This is a genomic window from Cyclobacterium jeungdonense (genome assembly GCF_010994275.1).
Classification (GTDB): Bacteria; Bacteroidota; Bacteroidia; order Cytophagales; family Cyclobacteriaceae; genus Cyclobacterium; species Cyclobacterium jeungdonense.
The window spans coordinates 208,671-222,775 of the sequence record NZ_WMCD01000008.1 but is presented as its reverse complement, the minus strand read 5'-3'; the positions used below and the strand labels follow the sequence as shown (position 1 = coordinate 222,775).

Sequence of the window (14,105 nt, the reverse complement as noted above, 5' to 3'; positions counted from 1 at the left end):
ATGGGGAGTACTTCTTGGGGTTATGTAGGGTAGATTCATTGGTTTGGTGGGGAAAGCCGGGTTGAATAGTAAAAATCCGTGTAAACTATCGCAAGACCTGGCAGGCTTCTAAAACCTGCCAGGTCTCACTCGCTACTCCATTTCCTTAAAAAGCGATTCCAAATCCAGCGCAAATCCTTCGATGCATGCTGATTTGACGATATCTCCACCTGTATAAAGCCGAGACGGTACATACTTGTCCGCTTTGAGTGTATACACCAGCAGGGTCTGCTCATTCGGATGAATGATCCAGTATTCCTTTACCCCACTTTCTTCGTAGACTTCGTATTTATATTGGAGTTCCTTTTTGTTATTCCCCGGGGAAAGAATTTCTATGATCAGTTCCGGCGCTCCCAGGCAACCGGCATCATCCAGTTTTTTTGGATCGCAAATCACACAAATATCCGGCTGCACCACGGTAAATATTTCTTCATTCTTCAATGACTTTACCGGCAGGCGCACATCAAAGGGTGCTCCATATACTTCACAGGGCTTACCTTTCAAAAATTGGTACAATTCCGTGGCAATGTGCAGGGATATTTTCTGGTGCAGCCTTTTGGGTGCGGCATTCATTTTAAAATACCGTCCTTTGATGATTTCCATCCTCTCTTCCAGGTCCCATTGGAGATAGTCGGAAAAGGAATAAGGCCCGTATTCCGCTGCTACTAACTCGTCTTCTCCAATTGCTTGATTAATACCGCAAAATCTTTGGGGTAGGGGGCTTCCGCGGTAATGGTTTCACCGGAGAGGCCCTCAAAGGTGATGGAACGCGCATGTAGGGAAACCCGCTGCATAATGGGACGTTCTTCGGTGTCTTTTTTCAGGTTAAACTTGCGCTTGAGTTGGGACAGGTACAGCGGCTTGCCTCCGTAGAGTGTATCCCCGCAAATGGGGGCGCCCAGATAGGCCAGGTGTACCCGGATCTGGTGCAGCCGGCCGGTGATGGGCTTGCAGGCGATCAGGCTGTGCGAAAAATAGGTTTTTAGTGTTTTGAAAAGGGTCTGCGCCGGTTTTCCCTGTGCCGCTATGCGGGCGATCCCCTTGTTGCTGGCCGTCAGGTTGCGGTCTACCAGTACCCCATCGAAATCGTGAATACCCTCGGCTACGGCATGGTATACTTTCTCTACGGTACGGTTTTCGAATTGCAGGGAAATGTGCCGGTAGGCTTCAGGGTTTTTGGCAAAGACCAGGCAGCCGGAGGTTTCCTTATCCAGCCGGTGGCAGACCTGCAAGTCCTCCCAATACTCCTTTCCGATGGCAAGCATGTTTTGCGCCTCATGCCGGTCTTCCAGCGTGGCGAAGTAGGGAGGTTTGTTGACGATGATGTAGTCCTCCGTTTCCAGCAGTATCAGTGATGTAAAGTCTATTTTTTTCATGCCTCCCTATTTCGGCCCAAAGTTCCGAAATTAGCCGGTATAAAAAAACCAAAAGAAGAGAAAGGGGCAGGCTATGCTATTTCGAGTATTTTTTCTCGCATTAGCCGCAAGGGGTTCGCTACGGGCGCGGCGGATGGTTTCATTGTGATTCGAACGCGCACAAATCACTCTTGCTAAGGGGGTGATGGGGGATTTTTTCGGGTGTTCCAAGGCGTATCCGAAATCAGGTAGGATTAATTCGTTGGTAATTTAAAGCCTGGAGTGTATCCCAGCGATTTGTTTCGGAACGTACGTATTAACGGCCGCAAATCGATTGGTTGATAACCCGACTCCGGTTGGTATATTTCACCTCGCTGCGCCTCCGTTGCGGTCCCGGCATGATGATGCTCAAATTTACGCTGCTTAACCATATTGATACCGAACTGGATGACCTGTTGCTACCGTATCAAATTGACCTATCCATTCGCATAAAATCGAAAATACGGAGCTTCAGGAACATGTCGAACGGGTGGGTAAGGTGTTTTATGAAAAGGCGAAAGTTAGCTGAAATACCCTGGCCTTAAAATTACACTTCCTTCGGGTCTGGTAGCTCAACTCCCCAGAATTTGAACAGGAGGGCCGTCTCTAACGCTTAACCCTTTTTTTCCAACTTTACAGGTCCACTCCCTACCGGCAGGTCAAAGCTGAAAATTGAGCCCTTGCCCACGATGGAACTCACCGAAATGGTGCTTTTGTGGCCTTCCAGAATGTGCTTGACGATGGCCAGGCCCAGCCCCGTTCCGCCCTTCTCCCGGGACCGGCTCTTTTCTACCCGGTAAAAGCGCTCAAAAATCCGCTTCAGGTCCTCGGGATGAATGCCCATTCCCTGGTCTTTTATTTTTACCGTCAGGTGGTTTTTGTGGTTTTTTAACTGGATCGTAACTTCCCCTCCGTCTTTGTTGTATTTGATGGCATTGGAGATCAGGTTTTGGAGCACCCGGAATATTTTTTCCCGGTCGGCATGGGTGAAATAACGTTCGTCAGCAGCATGCTGAAACTGAATCCGAATATCCCGTTTATGGGCCTTGCCCTCCAGTTGCTCGATTACTTCCAATATGGTCTCCCGCAGGTCAAAATTAATTGGATGAAAGCGGATAAAGCCGCTTTCGATCTGGTTGATCGTGATCAGATCCTGAACCAGGTTATCCAGGTTGTTCAAGCTCTTTGCTGCCCGTTTCAGAAATTTATCCCGTACCGTATGGTCTTCCACTGCTCCGTCCAGCAGGGTATGAATATAGCCCTGGGCGGCAAAAATTGGGGTTTTTAGTTCATGGGAAATATCGGCAATAAATTCTTTCCGAAAGGTTTCGTTTTTTTGCAGGGTTTCGATCTCCCGGTTTTTCGCCGCAGCATATTCATTGATGTTCGTCTCTATGCTTTTTAAGGGGGGCAAGGAGGCTTTGATTTTTTTCACACCTTTGAAAGACACATCCTTGCGCTGGATTTTTTCCAGTACGTTGTAAATATTGCTGATTTCCTTAAAAACCAGGAACTCCAGGCTTAGGTGGATGAGCAGGTAAGAAATGGAGAAGGAAAGGGCGGCAGTGGCCATCAGGACCATGGCCCCCACCTCGTCTATCAGGGATAAAAAAGCCACCAAAAGCAAGGCAATGGATATGGCCAGTACAAATGCTATTCCCCTGGAAGTACTGAACATACCCGGGATTAGATTAAATTAAACTTATAGCCGACTCCTTTTACCGTAAAAATGTAGTCATCGCCAATTTTTTCCCGAACCTTCCGGATATGTACGTCAACGGTGCGTGCCAAAACAAAAACGTCTGCCCCCCATATATTTTTGAGCAGTTCGTCGCGGCTAAATACGATGTTGGGGTTTTTAGCCAGAAAATAGAGCAGTTCAAATTCCTTTTTAGGAAGGATGATGGTCTTACCCGCCTGAGAAATGGTATAGCTGCTTCGATCAATGACCAGATCCCGGATTTCAATTTTAGTACTGTCCGGTTCTTTTTTGTTTTCCCTGCGAAATAGGGCGCCAATACGGCTTACAAGAGCCCGGGGTTTGATGGGTTTGTGAATGTAATCGTCCGCACCCACATCAAAGGCGGCTACCTCTGAATATTCCTCCGAGCGTGCCGTTAAAAAGACAATAAAGGTATTTTTCAGCTCGGGAATATTTCTGACTTGCCGGCAGGTTTCCACTCCGTCCTGGTTAGGCATCATGATGTCCAGCAGGATGACGTCGGGTTGGAAGGTACGGGCCTTTTTTACGGCCTGAATCCCGTCATTTGCAGCACTTACTTCATAACCCTCTTTTTCCAGATTGTAGGTGACGATCTCGATGATATCTTCTTCATCGTCAACCACCAGGACCTTTAATTTTTGTTTGTCACTCATGGATTAATAACAACAGTAAATTAAAATTACGTTGCAAAGGTAGGTAAAATATAAAAAATAGCTTTACATCCCGAAGGGTTTGACTAAATGAAGAGTAAATTTATGAGTTGAATTTCCGGTGTGTTAGGTTACTATTAACCAGGTGTTAATCAATTGTTACGTAGTGATTCAGCGGAAACAATATCCATGTTGATGGAACCGACCACCATGCTAGCTTTAATCTTTACCGGTATTCGGTTTTCATCCGCAGTTATCCACATTTTGATGGGTTTTTTGCCCCGAAATAATTTATTACTGGGCATCACCGGACTGAAAACATGGGTATCAAAGTCTCCGATGGAGGTGGATACCTCGTCTTTTCCCTCGTATATTAACTTTAGGTTATAATTTTTTTTATCGAAAAACCCCTTAATTCGAATTTCGTCACCTTTTTTCAATCCCTGAAAGTCCATGGTCCGCAGCAGGTAATACCCGCTTACAATATCCTGTACCTGGTAAGGTACGTCAAAAATCTCCGTTTTAACGAGCTCTTCGTTTTCCCGGTCGTACAGCTTTACTTCAGCAGTTCCATCATCCTGGTCAAAATCAATGACTTCATGCTTTCGATAATTGCCTTCTTCAATGTGACGGTAGGAGCGGTAGGGGACGATGCGGGCCGTGTCAATGTAGGTACCCCAATTGTCCTTTACATAGAATAGTTTGAAAATATTTAGCGTTTTGCCATACACATCAATTTTATAGGCTGGCTTTCCATTTACCCGGTGGATTTCATCTGAAATCACCATTTTTGCTTCTGCTGCATTGATAAAAAAGTAGCTAACATTAAAGGTCAGCGTTTCTCCTTTGCCAAAAGCCTGGTTTTTTCTTACTGGTACCGGGTCGGGAGCCTGGATTTTCACCAGTAAAAGGAGCGTCAATAATATGATTTGCAGCTTTAAGACCATGCGTTTTTTAAAAGCGAATACTTCAAAGTCCGTACCATTTTGACTATCAATGCCAGGGACTGGATTGTTTGAAGCTATACTAACGAAATCCGAAAACAATGGTTATCCGGAGTTGTGAATGATCCCTCGAATGTTTACTTTCACATTATCAATTGAACGATTTTAACTTCTGAAGATACATAGTATGAGTGCGAACACTGAGAAACTAAAAGCCCTGCAGTTAACCCTGGATAAGCTGGAGAAAACTTATGGCAAAGGTACGGTAATGAAATTGAGCGACAATGTGGTGCTGGACGTGCCTGCCATTTCTACTGGTTCCCTTGGGCTGGACATGGCATTGGGGATTGGCGGCGTACCCAGAGGGCGGGTGATCGAAATATACGGACCGGAATCTTCCGGAAAAACCACCCTTTCCATGCACTGCATCGCGGAGGCCCAAAAGGCAGGTGGCCTTGCTGCATTTATTGATGCAGAGCATGCCTTTGATAAATCCTATGCGGAAAAGCTTGGCATCGACATCGAAAATTTGCTGATTTCCCAGCCCGACAGTGGGGAGCAAGCGCTGGAAATAACCGAACACCTTATCCGATCGGGAGCCATAGACATTATTGTGATAGACTCGGTGGCCGCACTTGTTCCCAAAGGAGAATTGGAAGGCGAGATGGGTGATTCTAAAATGGGTCTTCAGGCACGGTTGATGTCACAAGCCTTGCGTAAGCTGACCGGTGCCATCAACAAAACAGGCTGTGCCTGCATTTTCATTAACCAGCTTCGGGAAAAAATTGGCGTGATGTTTGGCAATCCTGAAACCACCACCGGCGGTAATGCGCTGAAGTTTTATGCTTCGGTAAGACTGGACATTCGAAGGATAGGACAGATCAAGGAAGGTCCGGATAATATTCTTGGCAACCGAACCAAAGTTAAAGTGGTGAAAAACAAGGTTTCTCCGCCTTTTAAGGTTGTGGAATTTGATATCATGTATGGTGAGGGCATTTCCAAAGTAGGCGAAATCATCGATTTGGGAGTGGAATTTGAAATAGTAAAGAAGGCAGGTTCCTGGTTTTCCTACGAGGGAAACAAATTGGGACAAGGAAGGGATGCTGTCAAAACCCTTCTGCTGGACAATCCGGAATTGATGGATGAATTGGAGCTTAAAATCAAAGAAAAAGCAGGAATATTGAAAGAAAGCAAGGAAAAAGCTAAATCTAACGGGAAAAGTAAGAAAGAAGAATAAGTAGAGAATTCCTTCGGATTCCGGTAGTGGTTATGCCGTTCGGATAGCTTCTACCGGATCCATTTTGGCGGCCATGGAGGCAGGAATGATTCCGGAAGCAATCCCGATGGCCGAGGATAAGCCGATTCCCAACAGGATATTTTTAAAACTAAGGATAATTTCAAGATTGCCCAGGGAAATAAAAGTGGTTCCGAACACGATTAATAATCCTGCCAACCCGCCGATAAGGCTTAGAAAGGTGGCCTCAAAAAGAAACTGCAGGAGAATAAAATAGTTTTTTGCACCCAACGATTTTTGAATACCAATGATGCCGGTCCGTTCTTTCACGGATACGAACATGATATTCGCAATCCCAAAACCACCGATCAATATCGAAAACCCCCCAATTACCCAGCCAGCGATGGAAATAACTGCAAAAATAGAGCCTACGGCATCCTGGATAAATTCCGATTTGTTCAAAGCAAAATTATTTTCTTCAGTAGGCTTTAATCCTCTTTTTGCCCGGAGCAGTCCGGCCATTTCGTTTTCCATATAGACCAAACCCGGATCATCCTCCTTGCCTTTTGCAGCAATGGTGGGTTCGATTCCGTTTTTGCCTACATAGAATAGTTTACTGAAGGCGCCGTAGGGCACCAGCAAGGCTTCGTCTTTGGATGGGGTATCAAAGAGACCTTCCCCTTCTTCCTCAAGTATGCCAATCACGATAAACTTTAATCCTTTGATTTTAAATTCCTGTCCCAGAGGATTTTGATTGGGAAACAAGGCATTGGCGATTTTGACACCTATAATAGAAACATTTCGGGAGGAATTGATTTCCATTTCGGTAAAAAAGCGTCCTTCTTGTAGGGGAATATCGTATACTTCTTTATGATTGTAAACCACTCCGTCCAGATTGGCCATTTCGTACGCGTTACTGCCCGCCTTTACCGTGGTTCGGGTGGTGGCAAAGATGGTCACCGAAGCAGCACTCTTGAGTCGCTCATCCAAAAAAGTATATTCGGAATACGTTCCGGGTGGCCTCCTGAAATACCGCCACCAGGGGTATTCCTGGGGGCCAGAGGAAAAAGGAAACCGATCTACCCGGATCACGTTGCTGCCCAGAAAGGTGAGGCTGTCTTTGATGTTTCGTTCCAGGGAGTCCACAAGGGTAAAAACAGCAATGATGGCAAAAATACCTACCGTTACGCCTAGCAATGAAAGAATGGTCCGTGTCAGGTTGGACTTTAATGCCTGCATAGCAAAGCGAAAACTTTCCCAAATAAGACGAAATACTATCAATTTTCAGATTATTTAAAATAATTTCACAAGATAAGTAGAATAAAGGTAAATTCTTACTATCTTTGCATTTTTTACGATAATTACGTTCACTCGTTATTTCCAAAATTAATACACATGAAGTTATCTGATTTCAAATTTGAAATTCCTAAAAAACTTATATCCCTACACCCTCCGGCAAACAGGGATGAGTCCAGATTGATGGTGATTCATCGCGATACCGGGAAAATAGAGCATAGAGTTTTCAAGGATATCATTGAGTACTTTGGGGAGGGCGATGTATTCGTCACAAATAACACCAAAGTATTTCCTGCCAGGCTGTATGGAAACAAGGAAAAAACGGGAGCGAAAATTGAAGTTTTCCTTCTTCGTGAGCTAAATCAGGACCTCCGGCTTTGGGATGTATTGGTAGATCCAGCGCGAAAAATCCGTGTTGGAAACAAGCTGTATTTTGGAGACAGTGATTTGGTAGCAGAGGTGATAGACAATACCACCTCCAGGGGTAGAACCATTCGGTTCCTGTTTGATGGCACTGATGAAGAATTTTATAAAACCATCGATACGCTCGGAGAGACTCCGATACTTAAAGAATTTATAGAAAGGGATGTGGTCGATTCGGACCGGGAACGATACCAGACCATTTTTGCCAAACATGTAGGGGCTGTTGCAGCACCTACCGCTGGCTTGCATTTTACTCCCCATCTTTTAAAAAGGCTGGAAATTAAAGGGGTGGAAGTCAGCCCGATCACCTTGCATATTGGTTTGGGTACCTTCCGTCAGGTAGACGTGGAGGATCTGACCAAGCATAAAATGGATTCAGAAAATTACGATATTCCCCAGGAAACCGTAGACCTTGTTAACAAGTCACTGGATGCCAAAAAAAGAGTGGTCGCCGTGGGAACTACCTCTTTGAAAACCATAGAATCTTCGGTTACCGCTAATGGCCGTCTGAAGTCAAGCAGTGGATGGACGGATAAATTCATCATTCCTCCCTACGAGTTTAAAATCGCCAATGCGCTTATCACCAACTTTCATTTACCAGAATCCACCTTATTAATGACGGCATCTGCCTTCGGGGGGTACGACCTGATTATGAAAGCGTACAAGGAAGCTATCAAAGAAAATTATAAGTTCTTTAGTTACGGCGATGCCATGTTAATCCTGTAGGATTTTCTGACATAAATTTAATAATATCGAATCCTGTTGGTTTTACCAGCAGGATTTTTGGTTTGATACTCTTAGCTTGGTGACAGGCAGGTTGGATGTTTCAAGTTTGCTTGGATCAGCGGCAAATCCTGATTTTCCCAAATCTTGGAAGATCCTTATTAGGATTTAGGTGACCGTTAGGAAATGCTGACGTCTTCTTCAAATTTTTCCAACGCCTCTGGTCGGGCCACTACGTATACGATATCTCCTAACTTAATTTTGGTGTCTCCATCGATATCCGTTTTCGTCTTTCCATCTCTTTTGATTGCCACCAGATTGATACCTACTTTCTCTCTCAAATTAATTTCCTTGATGGGCTTTCCGATAAATGCTCCGTGATCCTTTTCAATTTTGATGCCTGCAAAATTAATTTCCGGAATATCCAGGGCGATGGTGGAACCGCTGTCGCCTTGAAGCGACCGAAACACCTCGTAGTTATGGTAGCGGACATCGTGGGTGAAATCATCAATTTCTCCTTTCGGTACCAGGTATTTGTTCAGTACCCTGGTAAATATTTCAATAGAAGTTTCAAATTCTTCGGGTATCACCTCATCCGCACCTAGACGGAGCATGGCCTCTATTTCGTTTACATATCGCGTCCTTACGATGATAAAAGCATTTTGAGTAATCGCCCGGATGTTGGTAATAATGCCACGGGTTGCCTCGTGATTGGAAATAGCAATCACGGCCACTCTTGCTTTATGGATGTTTACGTGTTCGAGTACCACCGGATTGGCAGCATCTCCATACATGATGGGTTCTCCTTTGGCAGACTCTACACGTACCGTTTCCGGATTCATCTCTATGATGGCATAGGAGATGTTAGCTCTTTTTGCTGCTCGTGCCAGGTTCCGGCCATTCAGTCCAAAGCCGATAATGACTAGATGATCACCAAGTTCGTCGGTTTCTATCTTAGTCGTATGTACCGCTGTTTTTTCTCCAAACCGAGCTTTTATTTTCTTAGGTAAGGGGATATTCAGTACCCGGTAGGCCAGCTGTTCTCTTTGCTTGAGTATAAATGGAGTCATGACCATGGTCAAAATGGAAATGGCCAGAAAGTATTGATAGGTAATGGGGTCGAGAAGTTCGTATTCGAGCCCCTCTTTTGCCAACAATAAGGAAAATTCACCTACCTGGAAGATGGAGAGACCCACGATAAACGCTCCCTTAAAATCACTGCCAATGGATTTGACTGCCAGAGAGGTAATCAGGAATTTCACAACAAAGGTCAGCGCGACCAGCGCCAGGATAATCAGGATGTTGTCCAACAAAAAACTCAGGTCGAATAGCATGCCCACCGACACAAAAAAGAAACTTAGGAATATCTCCCGAAAGGGTAGAATTTTCCCGGTAGCGTGGTGGCTGTATTCGGATTCGCTTATAATCAGTCCTGCCAGGAATGCACCTAATCCCAGCGACAAGCCTAGCAGTGATGTGACATAGGCTACAGCAAAACAGGTAACGATAATGCTCAACAAAAAAAGTTCTTCATTTTTTGACTTGGCTACGCGGTAAAGCAATTGAGGGATGAGGTATTTAGCACTTAGGATGGTCAATACGATCACCAGGCCGCCTTTGAGCACCATATAAGTCAATGAAAGGAAGATATTGTCCGACTCCCCGGCAAGCATGGGTGTTAACAGCACCAATGGAACGATGATGATATCCTGAAAAATCAAAATGGCCAGCGTGGTTCTGCCGGAAATGCTATTCACCTGCCCCGTTTCCTGGAGGAGTTTTAAAACAATGGCCGTACTACTCAGGGCAAATAGAAACCCAAAAAATACCGCTTTATTCCATTCATATCCAAAGGAATAGGTAATCAAGGTAGTGGCCCCGATGGTAAGGAGCACTTGCAGACTTCCTCCAATGAATACCGCCTTTTTGATAGCCATCAGGCTTTTCAGCGAAAATTCCATCCCGATCACAAATAGCAGCAGGATTACCCCAATCTCTGATAAGACTTCCACCGCCGTGGAAGCATCTACCAGGGAAAGACCATAAGGTCCTGCTATAGCTCCAGTCAGTAGGTACCCAATGATGGTAGGTAACTTAAGCCGCATGAAAAGCAAGATCACCAAAGTAGCCAGACCGAATATGACTACAATGTCAGACAAAAGCGGTATTTCAGCTGCTGCGAGTATAAAAGGATTCATTTATATTTTAAAGTTAAAAAGACGTTGGGATCAAATTTTCTTGAATATAATAAAAATACAGCAGGCATTTAAATGGGATAACCACTTCAAACATAAAAGGGATGTCCCGATAGGGTTATTGAAATATTTAATACGCAAGCCCTAAACGCTTGTATATGAAATGCATTAGCCAGGCAGGACCAATTAAAAGGAATTGCAAATCTTTTAGAAATGAGGGCTTCTTTCCTTCGATTTTATGTCCGTAAAATTGAAAAATCCAGGCAAGGACAAATAGAACCAAACAAAACCCCCAAAGTGGGAACGGTAAAATTAAATTTAATACGCTTGCAACGGCCAGACAAAGGGCTGTAAACAGCATCATCCCTAAAGCTAAAGGAGGCGAAAGTGCCAGGTAGTAAATCCATACCAGCAGCAATGCTGGGGTGGCCCAATTGGCAAAATGGCTCAGCATAAACTCCATCTCTTTCAGTGGGCCGGGTGGAATACTATAAAGCAAGCCCACTAAACTGAAATAAATAGCCGGAACACAAAGCCAATGTATGGATTTGTTAGTTGGATTTTGGTGGCTGAGGCCATATTCCTGTAGCAGGCTGTCTATTTTTCTCATGAACCTGTATCTTTAAGCCAAATTATTTGGTATTAAGTTAAATAAAATAATTGAAAAACAAATGTCTTCCCATACATTCAGAATAAAATTCGGAATGTGTCCGTTAGCGTTTAAGTAACAAAGAGTATCAGCGGTAAGGGCGTTAAATACATATTTTTTTTTAACTTTAGGTTTATCTTTTCTTAGACCAATTGTAATGGGTACAACTTCTAAAAGGCCCTCCATCTGGGAGGCTTTATTTCCAATCATCTTCCTGATTGTCCTTTTGGTGATCAATATCAATGTTTTCGGCACAGACGGACTTTTTGGATCCAATCAGTTGGTATTGGTGATTTCTTCCGGGGTAGCTGGATTGATGGCCGTTTTTAGATTGGGCGTGAAATGGGTTGTCATCCAGGATGGCATGATCAAAAGTATTTCATCCGCAATGTCTTCTATTTTAATCTTGCTATTAATTGGGTCCCTTGCGGGAACCTGGATGCTGAGTGGAATCGTACCTGCAATGATTTATTACGGGCTCCAGGTGTTGAATCCTACGATATTTTTATTGGCAGCATGTGTGGTATGCGGAGTAGTATCCGTGGCCACCGGAAGTAGCTGGACCACAGTGGCCACGGTAGGAGTCGCCTTGCTGGGAATCGGGACGGCCCTTGGTTTTGGGGAGGGGATTATTGGTGGAGCAATTATTTCAGGGGCATACTTCGGGGATAAAATGTCACCGCTTTCGGACACTACCAATCTGGCTCCTGCCATGGCTGGAACGGATTTATTCACGCACATCCGGCACATGGTAAAGACCACCGTACCTTCCATATCCATTACCCTGCTGATCTTTGGGGTTATCGGGGTGATGGGGCAACCCGAAGGTACAGTGGGCCAGGTACAGGCGATTTCTAACGTGATTTCTGAAACCTTTGTGGTCAATGGCTGGCTATTCATTGTTCCCTTGCTGGTTTTGTTTCTTATTTTTAAAAAAGTCCCAGCCATTCCCACCTTACTCGCTGGTGCACTACTTGGAGGGATTTTTGCGGTCATTTTTCAGGGAGAGATTATCCGGGAATTATCCAGTGGCATGGAAGGAGGAGCCCTTCTTCGATCCTTTCGGGTAGTAATGCAAGCTTTATTCGGGGATACAGCTATTGTTACCTCCAATGAAATTGTAAATGAACTATTAGTGACCGGTGGGATGGCCGGGATGCTGTTTACCGTTTGGTTGATATTATGTGCGATGGTTTTTGGAGGTATTATGGAAGTAAGCGGCATGCTTAAAGTCATCGCGGAGGCGGTGATTAGCAAAGTAAACTCGGTAGGATCCCTGATTGCCGCTACCGCCGGCACCGGTGTCTTTTTCAACCTTACCACCTCGGACCAGTACCTGGCTATTTTGGTTCCTGGCAGAATGTATGCCGATATTTATAGGAAAAAAGGTCTGAAGGGCGAAAATTTGAGCAGAACCCTGGAGGACAGTGCCACCGTTACTTCGGTGTTGATTCCCTGGAATACCTGCGGTGCTACCCAGGCCTCTGTGTTAGGAGTAGCAACCCTTACTTATGCCCCTTATTGTTTTTTTAATATTATAAGTCCGTTTATGACGATTCTGTTTGGGTATATGAATTGGGGAATCAATTACTACTCGAACAAAGAAATGGAACAGATTACAGAAGAAGAAGAGATTTTGGCATGATACCACTTAAAATAAGCAAAGAAGAAGTAAATGGATTGGAAATAGAAGCATTTCCCGGTGAAATCATCTTAGTTCAGGACCAAAATGATTTGCGGCGCATGGAATCAGATCTTGCTTCTCAAAAATTTATTGGCTTCGACACCGAAACCAGACCGGCTTTCCGGAGAGGGGTTTCCTACGATGTTTCCTTACTTCAGTTATCCACCAGGGATACGGCCTACCTGATTCGCCTTAATGAATTGGGGTTTCCTGTTCAGGCAAAAGCCCTGCTGGAAAATGCGAATATCGTTAAAGTAGGGGCTGCAGTCAGAGACGATATCAAAGCGTTAAAAAAACTAGCCCCGAACTTTACCCCTGATTCTTTTTTTGATCTCAATGAAGAACTACGCAGAGTGGGTTTCCTAAATGTCGGTGTCAGAAACCTTAGCGCCATGGTCCTGGGGATCCGGATTTCCAAATCCGAACAGGTGTCCAACTGGGAAGCTCCAGCCTTGACAGAAAAGCAACTGCTCTATGCAGCAACGGATGCCTGGGCTTGTTTGGAGATTTTTTTAAAACTATACCGACAAGGCTACCTGGATGAAATCTTCTCTATGTAAGAAATTCCAGAGAAGGAATGGTCGAAAGAATTTTTCTTACTGCATCGGCCTGTTTTTCACGGCATTCCACCCTTATCTGGCAATGCAAGTCAAATTGCTGGTCTGAAATTTTCAGGTCATGGCGTTGGATGAGGTGCATGACTTCATCGAGAGATAGGTAATCAAAGCGAATGATAATACTGGCAACGAGGATTTTTTGGATCACTTCGCCGGCGTCAATGGCTTCTGCAGCAGCAGTTTTGTAGGCTCGCACCAACCCGCCCACACCGAGTTTGACGCCGCCAAAGTACCTCACCACCACCACCAGGGATTGCGTGAGCTCCCGGGAGCGAAGTTGCCCCAATATGGGGTCCCCTGCACTATGATGGGGTTCACCATCGTCATTGGCTCGATATACCTCCTTATTCCTACCCAAGATATAAGCATAGCAATGATGCCGGGCATCGTGGTAGGTTTTTTTGAGCTCATCCAGGATCTGTTGGATTTCTGCCTCGCTTTCTACCGGGTATGCAAAAGATAAAAATTTACTCCCTTTCTCTTTGTATAGCCCTTTAGTAGGTGTTTTTAACGTCAGGTAGGTGTCTTCCATGA

Annotated in this window: 13 protein-coding genes; 4 read left to right on the top strand and 9 right to left on the bottom strand. The window is 44.7% G+C overall.

Features of this window, described 5'->3' with window-relative positions:
• Window positions 1-132 precede the first annotated feature (132 nt).
• The 5 genes from GKS34_RS16450 to GKS34_RS16430 all read right to left on the bottom strand — a co-directional run bounded on the left by GKS34_RS16450 (window position 133) and on the right by GKS34_RS16430 (window position 4,753).
• Complete coding sequence (locus GKS34_RS16450; protein ID WP_262888588.1) at window positions 133-735, bottom strand: Uma2 family endonuclease; 603 nt, start codon at window positions 733-735, stop codon at window positions 133-135.
• The gene (locus GKS34_RS16445) at window positions 705-1,415 is read right to left on the bottom strand and encodes an RluA family pseudouridine synthase (protein ID WP_163386069.1); all 711 of its coding nucleotides are present in this window, start codon (window positions 1,413-1,415) and stop codon (window positions 705-707) included. Before GKS34_RS16445 ends, GKS34_RS16450 begins: the two co-directional genes overlap by 31 nt.
• 631 nt (window positions 1,416-2,046) lie before the next feature.
• Window positions 2,047-3,111, bottom strand: a complete 1,065-nt coding sequence (locus GKS34_RS16440) for a sensor histidine kinase (protein ID WP_163386068.1) — start codon at window positions 3,109-3,111, stop codon at window positions 2,047-2,049.
• Window positions 3,112-3,119: 8 nt separating this feature from the next.
• Window positions 3,120-3,809: a response regulator transcription factor gene (locus GKS34_RS16435; protein ID WP_163386067.1), complete on the bottom strand. Its 690-nt coding sequence runs from the start codon at window positions 3,807-3,809 to the stop codon at window positions 3,120-3,122.
• A 149-nt stretch (window positions 3,810-3,958) separates the two neighbouring features.
• Complete coding sequence (locus GKS34_RS16430; RefSeq protein WP_163386066.1) at window positions 3,959-4,753, bottom strand: DUF3108 domain-containing protein; 795 nt, start codon at window positions 4,751-4,753, stop codon at window positions 3,959-3,961.
• Window positions 4,754-4,937: 184 nt separating this feature from the next.
• Between GKS34_RS16430 and recA the strand changes: the two genes are divergently transcribed.
• Window positions 4,938-5,987, top strand: a complete 1,050-nt coding sequence (recA, locus tag GKS34_RS16425; RefSeq protein ID WP_163386065.1) for a recombinase RecA — start codon at window positions 4,938-4,940, stop codon at window positions 5,985-5,987.
• Window positions 5,988-6,017: 30 nt separating this feature from the next.
• Here recA and GKS34_RS16420 read toward each other — a convergent pair whose 3' ends face one another.
• The gene (locus GKS34_RS16420; protein WP_163386064.1) at window positions 6,018-7,265 is read right to left on the bottom strand and encodes an ABC transporter permease; all 1,248 of its coding nucleotides are present in this window, start codon (window positions 7,263-7,265) and stop codon (window positions 6,018-6,020) included.
• 114 nt (window positions 7,266-7,379) lie between these two features.
• Between GKS34_RS16420 and queA the strand changes: the two genes are divergently transcribed.
• Complete coding sequence (queA, locus tag GKS34_RS16415; RefSeq protein WP_162343083.1) at window positions 7,380-8,429, top strand: tRNA preQ1(34) S-adenosylmethionine ribosyltransferase-isomerase QueA; 1,050 nt, start codon at window positions 7,380-7,382, stop codon at window positions 8,427-8,429.
• Between the two features lie 176 nt (window positions 8,430-8,605).
• On the opposite strand, the gene GKS34_RS16410 is transcribed toward queA, so the two are convergent.
• Both GKS34_RS16410 and GKS34_RS16405 read right to left on the bottom strand, forming a co-directional pair.
• Window positions 8,606-10,624, bottom strand: a complete 2,019-nt coding sequence (locus GKS34_RS16410; protein WP_163386063.1) for a monovalent cation:proton antiporter family protein — start codon at window positions 10,622-10,624, stop codon at window positions 8,606-8,608.
• A 127-nt stretch (window positions 10,625-10,751) separates the two neighbouring features.
• Entirely contained in the window at window positions 10,752-11,231 is a 480-nt protein-coding gene (locus tag GKS34_RS16405; RefSeq protein WP_163386062.1) for an Mpo1 family 2-hydroxy fatty acid dioxygenase, read from the bottom strand.
• A gap of 196 nt (window positions 11,232-11,427) precedes the next feature.
• Here GKS34_RS16405 and nhaC point away from each other — a divergent pair, with 196 nt between their 5' ends.
• A complete protein-coding gene (nhaC, locus tag GKS34_RS16400) occupies window positions 11,428-12,915 on the top strand; it encodes a Na+/H+ antiporter NhaC (RefSeq protein ID WP_163386061.1) in 1,488 nt (495 codons plus the stop codon).
• Window positions 12,912-13,514: a 3'-5' exonuclease gene (locus GKS34_RS16395; RefSeq protein WP_163386060.1), complete on the top strand. Its 603-nt coding sequence runs from the start codon at window positions 12,912-12,914 to the stop codon at window positions 13,512-13,514. Before nhaC ends, GKS34_RS16395 begins: the two co-directional genes overlap by 4 nt.
• On the opposite strand, the gene GKS34_RS16390 is transcribed toward GKS34_RS16395, so the two are convergent.
• Window positions 13,507-14,103, bottom strand: a complete 597-nt coding sequence (locus GKS34_RS16390; protein WP_163386059.1) for an IMPACT family protein — start codon at window positions 14,101-14,103, stop codon at window positions 13,507-13,509. The genes GKS34_RS16395 and GKS34_RS16390 overlap by 8 nt on opposite strands.
• Window positions 14,104-14,105: the final 2 nt, after the last annotated feature.

Excerpts from the sequence above, each read along its gene's own strand:
- GKS34_RS16430 (WP_163386066.1), bottom strand. The coding sequence starts at position 4,753 with ATGGTCTTAAAGCTGCAAATCATATTATTGACGCTCCTTTTACTGGTG.
- queA (WP_162343083.1), top strand. The coding sequence starts at position 7,380 with ATGAAGTTATCTGATTTCAAATTTGAAATTCCTAAAAAACTTATATCC.
- GKS34_RS16445 (WP_163386069.1), bottom strand. The coding sequence starts at position 1,415 with ATGAAAAAAATAGACTTTACATCACTGATACTGCTGGAAACGGAGGAC.
- recA (WP_163386065.1), top strand. The coding sequence starts at position 4,938 with ATGAGTGCGAACACTGAGAAACTAAAAGCCCTGCAGTTAACCCTGGAT.
- GKS34_RS16405 (WP_163386062.1), bottom strand. The coding sequence starts at position 11,231 with ATGAGAAAAATAGACAGCCTGCTACAGGAATATGGCCTCAGCCACCAA.
- GKS34_RS16395 (WP_163386060.1), top strand. The coding sequence starts at position 12,912 with ATGATACCACTTAAAATAAGCAAAGAAGAAGTAAATGGATTGGAAATA.
- GKS34_RS16435 (WP_163386067.1), bottom strand. The coding sequence starts at position 3,809 with ATGAGTGACAAACAAAAATTAAAGGTCCTGGTGGTTGACGATGAAGAA.
- GKS34_RS16390 (WP_163386059.1), bottom strand. The coding sequence starts at position 14,103 with ATGGAAGACACCTACCTGACGTTAAAAACACCTACTAAAGGGCTATAC.
- GKS34_RS16440 (WP_163386068.1), bottom strand. The coding sequence starts at position 3,111 with ATGTTCAGTACTTCCAGGGGAATAGCATTTGTACTGGCCATATCCATT.
- GKS34_RS16410 (WP_163386063.1), bottom strand. The coding sequence starts at position 10,624 with ATGAATCCTTTTATACTCGCAGCAGCTGAAATACCGCTTTTGTCTGAC.
- nhaC (WP_163386061.1), top strand. The coding sequence starts at position 11,428 with ATGGGTACAACTTCTAAAAGGCCCTCCATCTGGGAGGCTTTATTTCCA.